The following is a 17,051-nucleotide window of genomic DNA, read 5'->3' as shown; positions in this document are numbered from 1 at the left end:
TGGCGGGCCTGAAGGTTGTGTGAGGAAATGGCATCGGTCAAGGTTCCCGCCAAAAGGTACATCGGCCCTTTCGTCACCCCCACTTGCAATTGGCGCCCCCAGAGCGCTGTACTCTTGCCGAAATGGAAAGCAGGACCAAGCCGCTCCGCGTCGTGCTCTGGGGCACCTATGATACCGGCAAGCCCCGCGTCCGGCTGATCCGGAAGGCGTTGGCTGCCGCCAATATCGAACTTGTCGAGATCCATGCCGATGTCTGGGGCGATCTGGAAGACAAGAGCCAGTTGACGGGCCTCCTGCCCCGGATGAAGCGGTTGCTTCGCTGGATCTCCGCCTACCCGCGCCTGCTGCGCCAGTACCGGCGCGCGCCGGAGCACGATGCAGTGATCATCGGTTACCTCGGACATCTCGATGTGCAGGTCATCCACCGGGCCGCACGGAAAAGGGGGGTCCCGATCGTCTGGGACGCCTTCCTGTCTCTCTATGACACCGTCGTCCTGGACCGGAAGCTCATCACGCCGTCCCATCCGGCGGCCCGTCTCATACGTGCGCTCGAAGCCCGCGCCTGCCGCTGCGCCGACAAGGTGGTCCTCGATACCGAAGCTCAGGCCGCCCTTTTCCGCGACTTCTACCAACTGCCCGAATGCCGCACGGGTGCTGTCATGATCGGTGCCGAACCCGAGATGTTTCGCACGACGCCGTACCGGCGCACCGACAGGAAAGACCGGACAAAGATCCTGTTCTACGGCCAGTTCATCCCACTCCACGGCATCGAGACAATCGTGCGAGCGGCACAATTAACCAAGAGCCGGCCCATTGATTGGGTGATCATCGGGAAAGGTCAGGAGGAACCCAGGATCCGGAAATTGATCGAGGCCGACCCTCCCGAAGCCCTCGAATGGATCCCATGGGTGCCGTATGGTGAACTCGCGGACCGGATACGGTCCGCCGACATATGCCTCGGCGTGTTCGGGACCACGGAAAAGGCCGGTCGAGTAATACCGAACAAGGTCTTTCAGATCCTTGCAGCCGGCGCGCCATTGATAACGCGTGACGGGCCGGCGATCCGCGAACTCCTGGCCCCGGGGATGACAGGCGTTCGCCTGGTGCCGCCGGGAGATCCAGAAGCGATCGTCCGCGCCATTGACGAGCTTGCCGCCTCGAACGAAAGGCGCGCACCTGAAGGTGCGCGCAGGCGCTTCGAACTGCCTAATCTCGGTAGGGAATGGCGAACGATCGTCGAGGAGTTGATCAGGGAGAACGAGGTCGCATCCCCGACCGAGTGAAAAATCCCGCACTGCAACACGCAAGACTCTGGCCCGGAGCGGCGCAAGGGTGCTACACGAAAACCGGGGTATGCCGAATTGGGGTCACGATTGCCGTCCATGGACGGCAGGGGGCCCGGCCAGTGGGGTGATCTGGGTATGAAGAACGTCGCCGTCGTCGGCTTCGGCTATATCGGCAGCGTGATCGGCGCGGTGCTCGCGTCGCGCGGCTGCCGGGTCAGGGGCGTCGATCTGAACGCACAGCTGGTCGCCGATATTTCCGCGGGGCGCTGCCCGCTGCCCGAGCCGGGGCTTGCCGAGCTGGTCGAAACCCAGGTCGCCGCCGGCCGGCTGAGCGCCACCACCGACATGGCCGCCGTCGCCGGCGCCGACATGATCGTCATCACCGTCGGCACGCCGCTGTCCGACAGCTTCGACGCCGATCTGGGCCACATCCGCGCCGCCTGCGGCGCCATCGCGCCGCATGTCCACGACGGGCAGGTGATCGTCATCAAGTCCACCGTGCCGCCCGGCGTCACCCGGCTGATGGCCGACGAGATCCTGCGCCCGCAGGCGCGGGTGCTGATGGCGTTCTCGCCCGAGCGGCTGGCCGAGGGCAACGCCATCGCCGAGTTCAACCGCCTGCCGATCGTGGTCGGCGGCATCGACGCCGCGTCGACCGCCGCCGCCGGCGCCTTCTGGCGCGAGGTGATGGGCGTCGAGGTGATCGAGGTGACCTCGCCCGAGGCGGCCGAGCTGGTGAAGCTGGCCGACAACCAGTGGATCGACCTGAACATCGCGCTGGCGCATGAACTCGCACTGCTGGCCGACGCCCTGCCCTGGCCGATCGACGTGCTGGAGGTGATCCGGGGCGCGAATTCGCTGAAGAAGGGCCAGCACTACGTCAACATCCTGACGCCCTCGAACGGGGTCGGCGGCTATTGCCTGACCAAGGACCCGTGGTTCATCGACGCGCTCGGCAAGCGCCACGGGCTGGAGCTGAAGCTGTCGGCGGCGGGCCGGTCGGTGAACGACGCGATGCCGGCCTATGTCTTCGACCAGGTGGACCTGTTCCTGAAGGCCCGCGGCACCGCGCCCGCCGACGCCAGGATCGCGGTGCTGGGCTATTCCTTCAAGACCAACTCCGGCGACTGCCGGTTCACCCCGGTCGCGCCGTTCCTGTCGGCGCTGACGGCGGCGGGCTACGCGGGCGTCGCCGTCTGCGATCCCACGGTCTCGGCGACCGAGGCGGCGCAGCACGGGCTCAGCCTGACCGGCTGGCAGGAGGCGCTGGACGGCGCCGACGCGGTGGTGATCATGGCCGGGCACGACGCCTTCCGCCCCATCGACGTGGCGGCGTTCAAGTCCCGGCTGGCGCCGGGCGCACTGATCTACGACGGGCGGATCTATTACGACCACGACACCATCGCCGCGCTGGAAGCGGCGGGGTTCGTCTATCGCGGCGTCGGGCGCTCCGCCCTGCCAGAGGCCGCGCAGAGGCAGCACGCATGAACGACACCGCCATGGGGACCGTGATGGTCACCGGGGCCGCCGGCCTGATCGGCAGCCACCTGATCGAGGATCTCCTGCGCCGGGGCGCGGTGGTCTGGGGGCTCGACATCGTCGACCCGGCGGCCAGCCACAACCTGGACGAGGTGCGGGACCACCCGGACTTCCACTACGTCCGCGGCGACATCCGCGACCCGCAGGTGATCGGGGACTTCTTCCGCCCCGAGGCCAGCACGCTCTATCACCTGGCCTCGGTCGTCGGCGTGAACCGCTACATGGAGGACCCGCTGAGCCTGATCGACATCGCGATCATCGGCACGCGGAACCTTGTGGAACTGTGCGACCGGCACAGGGTGCGGATCCTGTTCACCTCGACCTCGGAGGTCTACGGCCGCAACCCGGACGTGCCCTGGGACGAGGACGGCGACCGGGTGCTGGGCGCGACCCATGTCGACCGCTGGTCCTATTCCTCGGCCAAGGCGGTGTGCGAGCACATGCTGTTCGGCATCCACCGCAAGACCGGGCTGCCGATGTCGATCGTGCGCTTCTTCAACGTCTACGGCGCGCGGCAGAACCCGATCTACGTCGTCTCCAAGGCGGTGCACCGGGTGCTGAACGGCCAGCCGCCGGAGCTGTACGACGGCGGCCAGCAGACCCGCTGCCTGACCCATATCGACGACGTGATCGAGGGCATCATCGCCGCCGCCACCAGGCCGGAAGCCGTGGGCGAGGTGTTCAACCTCGGCAACCCGGTCGAGCTGACCATGGAAGAGGTCGTGCGCACCGTGATCGAGGAGGCCGGCGTCGACATGGAGCCGGTGCCCGTCGACACCGGCGAGCGTTACGGAAAGGTCTACGAGGACATCATCCGCCGGGTGCCGAACGTCGACAAGGCCGGGCGCCTGCTGGGCTGGACGCCGCGCACCTCGGCCCGCGAGGGGATCGCCCGCACCATCGCCTGGGCGCGCGAGAACCCCTGGTATCTCGAGTAGGCATCGAAACCGGCAGGCGACAGGGGGAACTCGTCATGGGCCACATCCGCCAGTACACCAACATGCTGCCGCAGCCGGTGCGCTTCGGCCTGCGCCGCCTGGCCTTCCGCGGCAGCGCGCTGACCTGCCCGCTCTGCGGCAACGGCATCTCGGGGCTGAAGCCGCACGGCGGCGGGCACCAGGTGCTGGACCGCCGCCAGGTGGTCGGCGGCATGCGCCGCGAGGACGACCGCTGCCCGGTCTGCCACGGCTGCGACCGCACGCGGATGATGATGCTCTACCTCGAACGCCATGCCGGCGCCGGGCAGACGCCGCTGAAGGTGCTGCACGTGGCCCCCGACTACGGGCTGTACCTGTGGCTGAAACGGCAGAGCCAGGTGCACTACACCGGCAGCGACATCGACGCGAAACGCTACCGCCACATCGAGAACATGCATTCGGCCGACCTGACCGCCGCGCCCTTCGCGGACGCAAGCTTCGACGTGGTGATCTGCTCCCATGTGCTGGAGCACATCCCCGACGACGCCAAGGCGATGCGCGAGATCCTGCGGATCCTCAAGCCCGGCGGCCAGGCGCTGCTGCTGGTGCCGCTGGCCACCGACGGCGAGGGCACCGAGGAGGAGCCGGGCATCGACGACCCGGCCGAGCAGGAACGCCGCTTCGGCCAGTGGGACCACGTCCGCATCTACGGCCGCGACGATTTCCTGGCGCGGATGCGCGCGGCGGGGTTCGGGGTCACCGCCTACGACCCGTTCGCCGACGCCCCGGACCGGGCCGAGGCGCTGCACCTGAACCCGCTGGAGATCCTGCCGGTGGGAAGACGGCCTGGGGGGTGAGGGGTGGCTAGGGGTGTCATCACGACGGCGCAGATGGATCCGAGCCCCAGCTAAAAAATCATGCTGAAATACAATAGGTCACATTACTTTGATAAAGTTACTCAAGCGGATAATTAAAATGAAAAGTATTCATATTATATATTTTGTCGTGCTGGCAGCTATAATTTCGCCAACAAAGATTCAAGCGCAGCAACAAGCGCAGCAATGCGATCACGAATTTTCCAGGCCTTCATACAAGAATCGTGGCAGTTATTGCGCCGTCGGGCAGCTCGTTGAAGATCAGTACACCATCGGAAAAAAGATAAAATGTGAAGACATAGAAGTTGATCATCTAATATCTCTTTACTATGCATATAGTCAGGGTATTTGCGGCGACGACTTGAAGAGACTCGCAAACGACCCACGAAACTTACGCTTTACCCACAGAAAAACCAACCGGGCAAAGGGCGCAAAGTCGCCCGAGGAGTTTGCATCAACCTTGCCGTCACAATTGGCAGAAACCGTGGCCCTCGATGCAAACGGGCTTCGCTCCGAGTATAAATTGAAGCCCATTTCCCACCTGACCAACGATCAGAGAAACAGCCTTCTCGTCGAGGAACTAGAGGACAATAAGCGGGAGATCAGTCGGTTAGGCTCTGTTAGCCCTGAAGTACGGGCGAGAATGGTTCGTTACAAAGGTGAGCAAATGCCATTGTCGGATGCGGTGAATGAACACACCACAGCCGTGCGAAGGCGACTGGTTGCCAGTGCGCAGCGTAACTTCGGAGCGATGCCTGCCGAAGCTCTGCCTTGGTTTGGGATTTCTGTCGTTCTGGCCGCTACAGCATGGGAGATGGCGGATCTGTGCGAAGCACTGAAAGACAACTACGACCTTGCGATCGCATTCAACCCAGACCTGCAAAGAGCCCAGGATGTCGATCAGATATGCGCCATAGAGATTCCCAAAAAAGAAGAACTTTTTGAGCAAATGGCGGCCGCGCCAGCGGATATATGGGATACAGCAAAGAAAACGTACAAGAATATCGACGCGGCAGCTCCAAGTGTTTCCGATGCCGCGGAGTATATGACTACCGTAAGCAGTTCCATTGGTACATGGATGAAACAAGCCGGGATTAATGTCGAAAACTTTTGGGAAAAAGCATTGAATACTGCAGATGAGCTGAGCGAACAAGCGGGAAATGAAACGAAAACCCTTTGGGGAAAGGTAATCAGGTATGGATTTCCTGAATGACAACGAGGCACTTGAGCAGGAATAACCTTCCCACTCAGTAATGATACCGCAGCTGGGCGATCTCCAGGCCTTGCCCATCCCCCTTGCCGCTGACGCGATAGACGAAGCGGTGCTCGTCGGTGATCCGCCGGGACCACCACCCGCTCAGGTCGCCCTTGAGCGGTTCGGGCTTGCCGAGCCCCTTGAACGGCGTCCTCCGGGCGGCCCTGATCAGCGCGTTGACCCGCTCCAGACCCGTCTGCCGGCCCGCCGACTGCCACCAGAGATAGTCCTCCCAGGCGTGGTCCGGGAAGACCAGCTTCAAGGATCGATATCGCGCCCGATGTCGCGTTCGGTGCCCGTGCCGGCATTCAGTTGCGCGATCGAGGCGTGCAGCCGCCGCGCGTTCGCGGGGCTTTTCTGCAGGTGCAGCGTTTCCTGGATCGCGTTGTACTCGTCGAGCGAGATCATCACCACCGCTTCGCGATTCTTGCGCGTCACGACGACCTCGACGCGATCGTGAATCACGCGATCCATCACGTCCTTCAGGGACGCACGCGCATCGGTGTAAGTCATGACGTCCATGGCAACCTCCTGGGTCCACCCTTATATGCACAGAATTCTGTACATATCAACTCAAGCCCCGTTCCGTGCCCCGTTCCGTGCCCCGTGCGCGGGCGCCGGCAGGCCCTCGGGCGGGGACCATTCGTCCCGGCGGGTCCAGATCTCGCCCCAGACGCGGGCGCCGTCGCGGAACCGCTCGCGGCGGGTGACGGCGGCCAGCGCCGACAGCGCCAGCCAGCGGGTCAGCGGGATCGCGCGGAACAGCGCCAGCCCGACGGGGCGCCGCCAGCCGCGGAAATGATGCTCGATCACCGTCATCTTGGCCTTGAACAGCCGCACCGCCTTGTCGGCGCGCACCGGCTCCGAGGCGCCGCCGTAGTGGATGATCTCGGCGTCGGGCGTGAAATGCGGATCGGCGCCGAACCGGTCGGCGGCGCGCATGCACAGGTCGGCCTCCTCGCCGTACATGAAATAGCTCGGGTCGAACCCGCCCAGCCGGTCCCACAGTTCGCGCGGGATCAGCAGGAAGCAGCCGGTGACGATGTCCACCGGGCGCACGCTGTCCATGCCCCAGCCGCCATAGGCCTCGGAAAACAGGCGGTGGTTGCCGCTCAGCGAGGCCAGGCCGGTGGCGCGGCAGAACACGTTCCACAGGCTCATGCGCTGGTAGCAGCAGGTGCGGTTCAGCGTGCCGTCGCCGTAGATCGTGCGCCCGCCCCAGATCCCGGCCTGCGGCGTCGCGCGGGCAAAGGCCATCAGCTTGTCGATGGCGCCGTCCAGCACCACGGTATCGGGGTTCAGCAGCAGCACATGGCGGCCCCGCGACCGCGCCACGCCCAGGTTGTTGCCGCCGGCGAAGCCGTGGTTGGTCTGTTCCGCGAACAGGGTGATGTCGGGAAACGCCGCCGCGACCGCCGCGGCCGAGCCGTCGTGCGAGTCGTTGTCGACGACGATGATCTCGTGGCTGGTCTCGCGCGTCTGCCCGATCACCGAGCGCAGGCACGCCAGCGTCATCTCGCGCGTGTTGAAGCTGATGATGATGATCGAGAGGTCCGGCGCCCCTTCCGCCGTGGCCTGTGTCATGCCGGCATGTCTCCTTCCCCGCGTCCCGTCCGGACCCCCGTCGGATCCTAGCCCGCCCCCCGGCGAGGGCAAAACCGCATTGGCCCGCCCGGCGTGACGGAATACAACAAAAACGCCGATTTCATGTCCGCGCAGTCGAAGCCGCGCCGCACCCGGAGGCCGCCGATGTCCCGCCCAGACCCCCAGACAGGCCCCTCCTCAGGCCCCTATTCCGGCCCCTCCTCCGGCCCCTCTTCCGGCGCCGCCGCGGCGCCCCGGGTCTCGGTGGTGATCCCGCACCTGAACCACGCCGCGGCGCTGCGCCGCTGCCTGGACGCGCTGGCGGCGCAGCGCGGTGCGCCGCCGTTCGAGGCGATCGTGGTCGACAACGGCTCGCGGGAGCCGCCCGCGGCGGTGGTGGCGGACTTCCCCTTCGCCCGGCTGCTGGCCGAGGCCACGCCCGGCCCCGGCCCGGCGCGCAGCACCGGCGCGCGGCGGGCGCGCGGCGACATCCTGGCCTTCCTCGACGCCGACTGCCTCGCCGGGCCGGACTGGCTGGCCACGCTGGCCGCCTGGCTGGATGCCCATCCGGCGGTCGGCGTGATCGGCGGCGACGTCGCCATCGCGGCCGCCGACCCCGGCCGCCTGACCCCGGTCGAGGCCTACGAGAGCGTCTGGGGCTACCGGATGCAGCTTTACGTCGCGCGCGACGGCTATACCGCGACCTGCAACATGGCGGTGCGCCGGGCGGTGTTCGACGCTGTGGGCGACTTCGCCGGCATCGGCGTGGCCGAGGACATGGACTGGGGCCGGCGCGCCACCGCCGCCGGGATCGGCATGGCCTATGTCCCCGCGATGCGCATCGCCACCCCCGCCCGCGACAGCTTTGCCGAGCTGGCGCGCAAGTGGGACCGGCACATCGGCCACGACTTCTCGGCGGTGCGCGGGCTGCGCGGCCGGCTGCGCTGGGGCGCGCGGGCCGGGGCGCTGGCGGTCTCGCCGCTGGCCGAGCTGCCGCGGCTGGCCCGGACCGAGCGCCTGTCCGGGGCGGCCGCGCGGATCCGGGCTTTCGGTTGCCTTGCCCGGATCCGGCTCTACCGTGCACGGCGGATGCTGGGGCTGCTGCTGCGCGGCAGCGCCGGCGATCTGGCCGGACGCTGGCGGCAAACCTGAATTTTGTCACAAATCCGGCCTAATCTTCGGTCCGGTGGCGTGGCGCGGCCGCCCGCGGAAAGCTAGTGTGTGGACAGCGCCGTCTGGTGGGGGAGAGCGACAGTGAAGGTAGCGATTTTCGCCGGGGGCAAGGGCTCGCGGCTGATCGAGGAAACACGGGTGCGGCCCAAGCCCCTGGTCGAGATCGGCAACCGGCCGATCCTGTGGCACATCATGCAGCACTACTCGGCCCACGGGCACCACGAGTTCGTGCTGGCGCTCGGCTACATGGGCGATCTGATCAAGAAGTACATCGCCGACCTGTGCCAGTATTCCGGCAACCTGCGGGTCGACTTCGGCCAGCGCGAGCTGTTCGGCCAGCCGGCGCTGAACGGCGCCGACAACGAGCCGCGGCCGCCCTGGGTGGTCGACCTGATCGACACCGGCGAGGACACCATGACCGGCGGCCGCCTGGCCCGGCTGCGGCCCTATCTGGGCGGCGAGACCTTCATGCTGACCTATGGCGACGGCGTGTCCAACGTCGATCTGAAGGCGCTGATGGAGTTCCACCGCGCGCACGGCAAGCTGGTGACCATGACCATGGTGCGCCCGCTGACCACCTTCGGGCACCTGGCGGTGCGCGAGGACGGGCTGGTCCAGGGCTTCCAGGAGAAGCCCGAGACCGCGATGGACTGGATCAACGGCGGCTTCTTCGTGATCGAGCCGGAGGCGTTCGACGCGGTGGCCGACGTCAACGGCGACGAGATCATGTGGGAGAACGGCCCGCTGCCCCGGCTGATGGAAATGGGACAGCTGATGGCCTACCGCCATCCCGGCTTCTGGTATTGCATGGATCATCTGGCGGACAAGCGCCGACTCGAGGAGATGTGGAAGAATGGCAACCGACCGTGGGCAACCTGGGAAGACGAAACGCGTGCTGGTGACGGGGCATCAGGGCTACGTCGGGTCGGTGACGGTGCCGGTATTGGCCGCGGCGGGCATCCGGGTGACTGGGTGCGATATCAATCTCTTTGACCGCGCCGACTTCGCCCCCGGCGGGGCGGTTCCGGACGTGCCGAACATCGGCAAGGACATCCGCGACCTGACCCCCGCCGACCTGGAAGGGTTCGACGGGGTGATCCACCTGGCGGCGCTGTCCAACGACCCGCTGGGCAAGCTGCGCCCGGGCCTGACGCAGCAGATCAACCACGAGGGCACGATCCACGTGGCGAAATGCGCCAGGGCCGCCGGCGTGCCGCGCTTCGTCTTCGCCTCGTCCTGCTCGAACTACGGCAAGGCCGGCGACGGCATGATCGACGAGACCGGGGCGCTGAACCCGCAGACCGACTACGGCCGCTCCAAGGTGCTGGCCGAGCGCGACCTGAAGCCGCTGGCGGATCAGGATTTCTGCCCGGTGTTCCTGCGCTTCGCCACCGCCTACGGCGTCAGCCCGCGGATGCGCTTCGACATCGTGCTGAACAACCTGATCGCGCACGCCTACACCTCCGGAAAGATCCTGATGATGTCCGACGGCACGCCCTGGCGGCCGATCATCCACGTCGAGGACATGGCCCGCGCCTTCCTGGCGGCGCTGGAGGCCGACGCCGACGCGATCCGGGGCGAGGCGTTCAACGTCTGCCGGACCGAGAACAACTACCAGATCCGCGAGCTGGCGCAGATCGTCGCCGAGACGGTGCCTAATTCGGAAATCGACTACGCCGCCGACGCCGGGCCCGACAACCGCTCCTACCGGGTCAGCTCGGCCAAGATCGAGAAGGCGATCCCCGGCTTCCGTCCCGAATGGGACGCGATTCGCGGCGCCCGGCAGCTGTACGAGGCGGTGAAGGCGGCAAAGCTGACCGTCGACGACTTCGAGGGCCGCAAGTACAAGCGCCTGGCACAACTGGAGGCACTGGTGGCCGAAAACCGGCTGGACGAGAACTTCCGCCGTGTGGGCGCCGTCCCCGCCTGAGGGGCCGGCCGGCCGGCCCTAGCCGGCCGCAACCAGCGCCGCGACCAGCGCCATGTTGACCGCGACCACCACCGCATAGAGGGCGGTCGCGCGCCTCAGGACCCGCCGGGTCGCGCCAGAAAACGCGATCACCGGCCACGAAATCACGGCATAGACGGTGACCAGAATCCCGAACAGAAAACCGGCGGCCAGGTGGATGAGAAGTTGATAGGGAAGATTTTCCGAAAGACCGGCCCAGTTCGCGCCGCTTTCGGACAGATTCGTCCGGATCTCTTCCGGCAGGGGCAACAGGGTCATCCCCGCCGCCAGCGCCGAATACGCAAAGACGAACAGTCCCGCGCCCAGCAGATAGAGCACGCTTGTGCGTGTCGCCACCCAGGCTGAATGCCGTGTGATCCCGGATCTCCCCTGATCGCGCCCCGCCACCAACATAACGGCCGCAGTCGCCGGCGTCGCGGCGTTTCTCACGCTTTGCGGTTGAAAACGGCATTTGTCCCGCAGCAGGGGCGACGCTTTACAGATACCGTGTTAGTATCTGAATGTTGCAATGTGTTGTGTAAGTGTACAATGGGGTAGTGTGCCTTGAACTCTAAAGTTGTTTTTCTGATCACCACCGCCCGGTCCGGCACGCAGTGGCTGCACCAGACCCTGGCCTCCTGCTATCCGGACCTGGTTCATGCCGAGCACGAGCCGATGGGCTATCTCTACGATCCCCGGCACTGCCTGCGGAACCCCGACCGGCTGGCCCGCCTGGCCGAAAACCCCCGGCTGCAGGCCCATTTCGGCGATATCGACCAGGTCCTCGCCAGCGGCAAAAGCTATGTCGAACTGGGCTTTCCGGCCTTCGCCATGGCGCCGCTGCTGCGGCAGCGTTTCGGCGACCGGCTGCGGCTTGTGCAGGTCACCCGGAACCCGGCGCGGGTCGCGGCCTCGCTGGTCACGCACCACTGGTACATGCCCGACCGGCGCGCGGACATCCGCGACGCGATCGCCCCGACGCCGGGCGACGCCGGGGTCAGGCTGCACAGCTACGCCGACCGCTGGGACCGCCTGTCGCCGTTCGAGAAAAACCTGTTCTACTGGTACGAGGTGCACCGCTTCGGTCTGGAGCAGCAGGACCTGTCGCCGCCCGGAGGCTATCACCGCGCCCGTTTCGAGGACCTGCTGAAGCAACGCGAGGCGTTGACCGGGCTGCTCGACTTTCTCGGCCTGCCGCCGCGCCCCGAGATCGAGACCGCGCCGCAGCGCAAGATCGACCGGTTCCACCACAAGACCGCGCAGGCGATCGACTTCAGGACCATTCGCCGCCACCCCGAGATCATCGCCCTGTCGGAAGAGCTGGGCTATCGGGGCCAGATCCAGGCAAGCGACCTGAAGGCGCTGGCACAGCGGTATCAGAAGGGCCGGCTGCGGGTCCTGGGCCGCACCCTGAAGGATGCGCTGTCGCGCCCCATGGGCCTGGTCGCGCCCTCGCACCGCTGAGGTGTCCGGGGCTCAGCCCCGGCGCTGCTTGAACCGGTCCGTCACCAGCGGCTGGTCGGTGACCTCGATCTTCTGCGGGATCTTGTAGGGCTCCAGCCGTCCGGCCAGGCCCCGGCGGATGGCGGTGCGCACCGCCGCCGGGGCCGCGCCCGGGTCGGTCATCCGCACCCGCGCCGTCACCACCGCGCCCAGGATCGGGTGCGCGCTGCCGCTGACCGCGACCTCGGCGACGCCGTCCAGGCGGGCGATCTCGGCCTCGACCTCGGCCGGAAACACCTTCTGCCCGCCGACGTTGATCACGTCGCTGTCGCGGCCCAGAAAGCGCACCATGTCGCCCTTCACCTCGACCCGGTCGCCGGTGCGGTACCAGCCGTCATCGGTGAACGGCGACGGCGCGTTCAGATAGCCCAGCATCGCGGTGCCGGTCCTGACCTCCAGCAGCCCGTCGACGACGCGCCATTCCGCGCCCCGTCCGTCTTCATGGCCGCCGATCCGGATCCAGCGCGAGGCACTGCCTTCCGATCTCGAGCGCAGCGCGCCGATCTCCGAGGTGCCGTATTTCTGCACCAGCCGCGCCTGCGGAAGCGCCGCCGCCACCCGCTCCAGCAGCGCCTGCGGCATCATCTCGGCGCCGTAGGTGACGATCTTCAGGCTCGACAGGTCATGCGCCTGCTGCGCGCCCGACAGCAGCATCAGGTTCAGGAACGAGGGCGCCGTGGGCAGCACCTCGACGGCCTCGGCGGCGATCAGGCGGCAGATCGCCTCGGGCGTGCGTTCCGCCGGGCAGACGATGGTGGACGCGTTCGACAGGCAGTACAGCAGCGTGTCCACGCCGGCAATATGGTCGAACAGCAGGAAGGCCAGCGTGCGGAAATCCTTGCCCGGGCCCTCGAATTTCGACAGCAGCCGGGTGGCGTCGTGCACCGCGCCCTTGGAGGCGCCGGTGGTTCCCGAGGAGAAGATCACCAGCCCCGGCACGCCGCGGCGCCGCAGATCGTCGTAGAGCGGATGCTCCGAACTGCCCGGCCCCGGGGCGATGGCCCCGCTGGCGGCCCCGCTGGCGGCGTCCACGATCCATTCCGCCTGCCCCACCTGCGCAAATTCCCCGGCCTTCTCGAAGCTGACCGGGGCCACCGGGATCACCGCCGCGCCCCGCGCCCAGAGCGCCAGCAGGAACGCCGTGGCGGCGGCGCCGAAATCGCCGCGCAGCTGCACCGCGGCGCCGGGGCGCACGCCCGCGGCATCCAGCGCCGCGCCGGCGGCCTCGATCCGCGCCAGCAGCCCGGCATAGCTTTCCCGGCTGCCGTCGGCCTCGACGAAGGCGGTCTTGTCGCCGGCCGCCGCGAACCGCGCCAGCAGGAAGCCGGTCGCCATCGGTCCTAGACCCCGCCCAGGTACAGCGTCTGGCCGGTGACGAAATCGGACCCGGGCCGCAGGTAGAAATCGCACACGTTCAGCACGTCCTGCATGGTGCCGTAGCGCGGGATCGCCTGGCGGGCGATCAGCGCGTCCATCTTCTCCTGCGGGACCGAGCCCACCAGGTCGGTCGGCACCGGCGTCGGGCCGACGGCGTTGACGGTGATGCCGAACGGCGCCAGCTCGCGCGCCAGCACCTCGGTCAGCGACACCACGGCGGCCTTGGAGGCGGCATAGACCGCCTCGCCCTCCAGCTTCAGGGGCGTGGCCACGGTGGCGAAGTTGACGATGCGCCCGGTCTTGCGGCGGCCCATCAGCTTGGCCGCCTCGCGGCAGAAATAGAACGTGCCGTAGACGTTGGTGGCGAACACCCGCTGCATGGTCGAGCCCGGCGTCAGCAGCGCATGGTTCATCGAGGCGATGCCGGCGTTGTTCAGCAGCGCGTCCAGCCGCCCGTGCGCACGGCCCACCTGGCGCAGCATCGAGGCCACGGCGCGCTCGTCGGCCACGTCCAGCTCGAAATGGGTGTAGCGGCTGTCGTCGATGTCGGCGGCGCCGCGGGCGCAGCCGACCACGGTCCAGCCGCGCTCCAGGTACTGCTCCACCAGGAAGCGCCCGATCCCCTTGCGGGTGCCGGTGATGGCGATCACGCGGTTCTCGGTCATCGGGGCTTCGGTCATCGGGGTGGCGGTCATGCGGTGGCGGCCTGCTCTCCGGTGCCGTCCGCGCCGGCGACCTCGACCGCGTATTCGGCCAGCGCGCGCAGGCTGCGGTACGGGCTGCGCTTGCGCGACATCGCCGCCTCCGAGGCCAGCACGAGGTCCGCGCCGGTGGCGTCGCCCAGATGCTGCTCGGCGGCCATCACCAGGTTCACCAGCCCCACCGAATCGAGCTGGCTGCCGGGGCCGAACAGCACCGCGTCCGGGTCCGTGGACAGCCGTTTTTCCTGCGGCAGGGACAGGTTCATCTCGTCGACGGCGCTTTCCATCGCGCTCAGGGCGGTCTCGTAGGTCAGGGACATGGGCATACTCCTCGGAACATGAATGAAAGGCTCAGCCGGGTTCGCGCGGGATCACCCGCGGCGGCGGAATGAACAGCGAGCGGTCGGCGGGCACGTCCGTGGATACCACGCAGTTCGGCCCGACGCTGACATTGTCGCCGATGCGCACGTTGCCGATGACGATGGCGCCGGGCGCGAACGAGACGTTGTTGCCGATCACCGGCCCCTGCCCCGGCACCCATTCGGTGCCGATGCCGAAGGTCACGCCCTGGCGCACCGAACAGTCGTCGCCGATGCTGGCGTACTGGTGGATGACGATGCCGTGCTGGTGGCCGATCAGGAAGCGCCGGCCGATGCGCGCGGTGCGAAACAGCTCGATGCCGTAGACGTTGCGGCAGAAGCGGTGGCCCAGGAAATAGACCAGCCCCGCCAGCTGCCGCAGCCCCGGCGGCAGCGTGCCGGCCCAGGTGCCGATGCGGTAGTTCCACAGCGTCTGCAGCCCGGGCCGCGAGAGCGCGCCCTGATGGGTGCGCAGATCCTCGCGCAGCACGGCAAGCAGCCCCATCTGCCGGATCAGCGCCGCGCCCCGGGGCGCGGCGTCCGCCGCCTCGGCCGCGGCAGCCGGCATCGCGGGCGATCCGGTTTCCGGAGTGTCGTTCACGTCGCCTTCCATCCGCACCCTTCCGTTTTCCGCAGCGCAGCATAAACCGGAAATCGCTTCACTTCACCCACCCCGCGCGTGGAAATGCGCGTCCTGCTCGGCCCGCAGGCGGTCGATCAGCCGGCCCTCGGGCAGCTCGACGTCGTCATAGGTCAGGGTCCTGTCGCGGGGCACGTCATGGCGCAGGCGGCAGCCCTCGGCCACGCCCATCGGCAGCAGCCGCTCGGCGCGGGCGACGTCGGCGTTCTCGGCCTCGCCATAGGTCATGTACCAGCCGATGCCGTCCAGCGTGTCGCCGGCCTTCAGGTCGGTCTTGGCGGTGGCCACGACCTCGACCCTCGGCGCGCCGGCGGGGGCCATCACCACGTCGCCGAACAGCGCCACGCGGGCCGCCGACAGCGGCACCTCGAAATGGCACAGGTGATAGGGCGTGTAGAACGAATAGAGCGGCCCCTCGCCCAGCTTGTAGAGGTTCAGGTAGTGCCGCTGCTTCGGATCCTCGAGCGTGCCCAGCACATAGATCCCCGGCCCCGGCTGGCTGCCGACCACATAGTCGACGATGCCGCCCGCGGCCTTCAACGCGTCGATGTCGTAGATCTTCGTCAGCTCGTCCACATGGCCGCGGTGGTCGCGCCCGATCATGCCGCGTTTCGAGACGCTCATGCCGGTGGCGTTGGCGACGATCGCCTGCTCGAACGAGATCTTCGAGCCGTCGGCGAAGCTGGTCACCATGTGCGGCTTCTGGCCCCACTGTTTCGCGAACGCCTCCTGCGTGGTGGGGTTGCGGTACGGGTCCTGCAGGCCCTTGATGTTGCCGCAGACCAGCGGCGTCAGGCCGATCGACTTCACGAACCGCCACAGGTTCATCTGCACCCCGGGCTGGTCGCCGTCGCAGCCGGTCAGGATCACCCCGGCCCGGTCCGCCTTGTGCTTGAGGATCGCGCCGACGGTGCCGTCAAGCTCGGCGTTCATCAGCACCATGTGGTTGCCGTGGGCGATCGCCTCGAGCACCACCTCGGCCGAGAACCCGATCGCGCCGGTGGCCTCGATCAGCACGTCGATATTGTCGGCGCGGGCCAGCAGCATCGCATCCCCGGTGATCGCAGGCTTCCCGGCGCGGATCGCGTCTTCCAGCGCGTCCTGGGTGGTCACCTCGACCAGATCGCCTGCCCCGGCCCCGGCCCCCGCCCCGGCCTCGTCATAGGCGCGGCGGGCGCCGGCGACATTGCGGTTGGAAATCGCGACCAGCGCCATGCCGGGCACCGAGTTGACGATCTGGTTGGCGATGCCCCGGCCCATGAAGCCGGCGCCGATCAGGCCGACGCGGACCGGGCGGCCCTCCTCGGCGCGTTTGGCAAGCGCGGTATCGACGATGATCATCGCGCCGCCCCTTCCCCGATCAGCGGCCAGGTCGCGTCCTTCTCGGAAATCACCTCGACCGGCACCGGCCAGTCGATCCCCAGCGCCGGGTCGTCATGGCGGTAGCCGCCCTCGACGCCGGGGGTGTAGAACTCGCCCACCGAATAGATCACCTCGGCCCCGTCGGTCAGCGTCAGGTAGCCGTGGGCGAACATCTCGGGGACATAGAGCGCGCGGCGGTTGGCGGCGCTCAGCTCGACGCCGAAATGCTTCATGTAGGTCGGCGAGTCGGGGCGGATGTCGACGATCACGTCCCAGATCGCCCCGGCGGTGCAGCGCACCAGCTTGGTCTCGGCCGCGGGCGGGCGCTGGTAGTGCATGCCGCGCATCGTGCCCTTGTTGTGATTGTACGACAGGTTGCCCTGCGCGATCGCCGGCTTCAGCCCGTGTTCCTCGAATTCCCGTGCGCAGAACGCGCGGGCGAAGAAGCCGCGGTCGTCGCGGATCTCCTGCAGGTCGATGACATGGGCGTCGGCCAGCCCGGTTTCGGTGAAGATCATGAATGCTGCCTCGG

19 protein-coding genes are annotated in these 17,051 nt (G+C 67.5%); 9 read left to right on the top strand and 10 right to left on the bottom strand.

Going from position 1 to position 17,051, the window contains the following annotated elements; genetic code table 11:
• Positions 1–122: 122 nt before the first annotated feature.
• The 5 genes from GE300_RS19350 to GE300_RS19330 all read left to right on the top strand — a co-directional run bounded on the left by GE300_RS19350 (position 123) and on the right by GE300_RS19330 (position 5,830).
• Positions 123–1,283 carry a glycosyltransferase gene (locus tag GE300_RS19350; protein WP_154449153.1) on the top strand — a complete coding sequence of 387 codons (1,161 nt, stop codon included), beginning with the start codon at positions 123–125 and terminating at the stop codon, positions 1,281–1,283.
• A 99-nt stretch (positions 1,284–1,382) separates the two neighbouring features.
• Positions 1,383–2,774 carry a nucleotide sugar dehydrogenase gene (locus GE300_RS19345; RefSeq protein WP_233417201.1) on the top strand — a complete coding sequence of 464 codons (1,392 nt, stop codon included), beginning with the start codon at positions 1,383–1,385 and terminating at the stop codon, positions 2,772–2,774.
• Positions 2,771–3,763, top strand: coding sequence for an NAD-dependent epimerase/dehydratase family protein (locus GE300_RS19340; RefSeq protein ID WP_233417200.1), 993 nt, complete (start codon positions 2,771–2,773; stop codon positions 3,761–3,763). Before GE300_RS19345 ends, GE300_RS19340 begins: the two co-directional genes overlap by 4 nt.
• Positions 3,764–3,798: 35 nt before the next feature.
• Positions 3,799–4,599 (top strand): class I SAM-dependent methyltransferase, encoded by an 801-nt coding sequence (locus tag GE300_RS19335; protein ID WP_154449152.1) that lies wholly within the window; start codon positions 3,799–3,801, stop codon positions 4,597–4,599.
• A 118-nt stretch (positions 4,600–4,717) separates the two neighbouring features.
• Positions 4,718–5,830 (top strand): hypothetical protein, encoded by a 1,113-nt coding sequence (locus GE300_RS19330; protein WP_154449151.1) that lies wholly within the window; start codon positions 4,718–4,720, stop codon positions 5,828–5,830.
• Between the two features lie 34 nt (positions 5,831–5,864).
• Here GE300_RS19330 and GE300_RS19325 read toward each other — a convergent pair whose 3' ends face one another.
• Genes GE300_RS19325 through GE300_RS19315 form a run of 3 tightly spaced genes read right to left on the bottom strand, consistent with a single transcriptional unit; the run spans position 5,865 to position 7,456 of the window.
• A complete protein-coding gene (locus tag GE300_RS19325) occupies positions 5,865–6,134 on the bottom strand; it encodes a Txe/YoeB family addiction module toxin (protein ID WP_154449150.1) in 270 nt (89 codons plus the stop codon).
• Positions 6,131–6,394, bottom strand: a complete 264-nt coding sequence (locus GE300_RS19320) for a type II toxin-antitoxin system Phd/YefM family antitoxin (protein WP_154449149.1) — start codon at positions 6,392–6,394, stop codon at positions 6,131–6,133. The genes GE300_RS19325 and GE300_RS19320 overlap by 4 nt, the downstream gene beginning before the upstream one ends.
• Before the next feature lie 51 nt (positions 6,395–6,445).
• On the bottom strand, positions 6,446–7,456 hold the full coding sequence (locus tag GE300_RS19315) for a glycosyltransferase family 2 protein (protein ID WP_154449148.1): 1,011 nt from the start codon (positions 7,454–7,456) through the stop codon (positions 6,446–6,448).
• Between the two features lie 165 nt (positions 7,457–7,621).
• Here GE300_RS19315 and GE300_RS19310 point away from each other — a divergent pair, with 165 nt between their 5' ends.
• The 3 genes from GE300_RS19310 (at position 7,622) to GE300_RS19300 (ending at position 10,559) form a co-directional block, all read left to right on the top strand.
• Positions 7,622–8,608: a glycosyltransferase gene (locus tag GE300_RS19310; RefSeq protein WP_154449147.1), complete on the top strand. Its 987-nt coding sequence runs from the start codon at positions 7,622–7,624 to the stop codon at positions 8,606–8,608.
• A gap of 102 nt (positions 8,609–8,710) precedes the next feature.
• The gene (locus GE300_RS23765; RefSeq protein WP_325063326.1) at positions 8,711–9,622 is read left to right on the top strand and encodes a sugar phosphate nucleotidyltransferase; all 912 of its coding nucleotides are present in this window, start codon (positions 8,711–8,713) and stop codon (positions 9,620–9,622) included.
• Positions 9,522–10,559: an NAD-dependent epimerase/dehydratase family protein gene (locus GE300_RS19300; protein ID WP_325063329.1), complete on the top strand. Its 1,038-nt coding sequence runs from the start codon at positions 9,522–9,524 to the stop codon at positions 10,557–10,559. Before GE300_RS23765 ends, GE300_RS19300 begins: the two co-directional genes overlap by 101 nt.
• Positions 10,560–10,577: 18 nt before the next feature.
• Here the strand turns inward: GE300_RS19300 and GE300_RS19295 are convergent, their stop codons facing one another.
• A complete protein-coding gene (locus tag GE300_RS19295) occupies positions 10,578–10,916 on the bottom strand; it encodes a hypothetical protein (protein WP_154449145.1) in 339 nt (112 codons plus the stop codon).
• 225 nt (positions 10,917–11,141) lie between these two features.
• Between GE300_RS19295 and GE300_RS19290 the strand changes: the two genes are divergently transcribed.
• Positions 11,142–12,041 (top strand): sulfotransferase domain-containing protein, encoded by a 900-nt coding sequence (locus tag GE300_RS19290; protein ID WP_154449144.1) that lies wholly within the window; start codon positions 11,142–11,144, stop codon positions 12,039–12,041.
• 12 nt (positions 12,042–12,053) lie between these two features.
• Here the strand turns inward: GE300_RS19290 and GE300_RS19285 are convergent, their stop codons facing one another.
• Genes GE300_RS19285 through rfbC form a run of 6 tightly spaced genes read right to left on the bottom strand, consistent with a single transcriptional unit; the run spans position 12,054 to position 17,037 of the window.
• The gene (locus tag GE300_RS19285) at positions 12,054–13,415 is read right to left on the bottom strand and encodes an ANL family adenylate-forming protein (protein ID WP_154449143.1); all 1,362 of its coding nucleotides are present in this window, start codon (positions 13,413–13,415) and stop codon (positions 12,054–12,056) included.
• Positions 13,416–13,420: 5 nt separating this feature from the next.
• The gene (locus GE300_RS19280; protein WP_233417199.1) at positions 13,421–14,152 is read right to left on the bottom strand and encodes an SDR family NAD(P)-dependent oxidoreductase; all 732 of its coding nucleotides are present in this window, start codon (positions 14,150–14,152) and stop codon (positions 13,421–13,423) included.
• Complete coding sequence (locus tag GE300_RS19275) at positions 14,149–14,478, bottom strand: hypothetical protein (RefSeq protein ID WP_154449142.1); 330 nt, start codon at positions 14,476–14,478, stop codon at positions 14,149–14,151. Before GE300_RS19275 ends, GE300_RS19280 begins: the two co-directional genes overlap by 4 nt.
• Positions 14,479–14,509: 31 nt before the next feature.
• Entirely contained in the window at positions 14,510–15,130 is a 621-nt protein-coding gene (locus GE300_RS19270) for a serine O-acetyltransferase (protein WP_233417198.1), read from the bottom strand.
• Positions 15,131–15,181: 51 nt separating this feature from the next.
• On the bottom strand, positions 15,182–16,498 hold the full coding sequence (locus GE300_RS19265) for an NAD(P)H-dependent oxidoreductase (protein WP_154449141.1): 1,317 nt from the start codon (positions 16,496–16,498) through the stop codon (positions 15,182–15,184).
• A complete protein-coding gene (gene rfbC / locus GE300_RS19260) occupies positions 16,495–17,037 on the bottom strand; it encodes a dTDP-4-dehydrorhamnose 3,5-epimerase (protein WP_154449140.1) in 543 nt (180 codons plus the stop codon). Before rfbC ends, GE300_RS19265 begins: the two co-directional genes overlap by 4 nt.
• Positions 17,038–17,051: the final 14 nt, after the last annotated feature.

The organism is Halovulum marinum, from assembly GCF_009697225.1.
Taxonomy (GTDB): Bacteria; Pseudomonadota; Alphaproteobacteria; order Rhodobacterales; family Rhodobacteraceae; genus Halovulum; species Halovulum marinum.
This window is presented reverse-complemented; position numbering and strand designations above follow the sequence as displayed.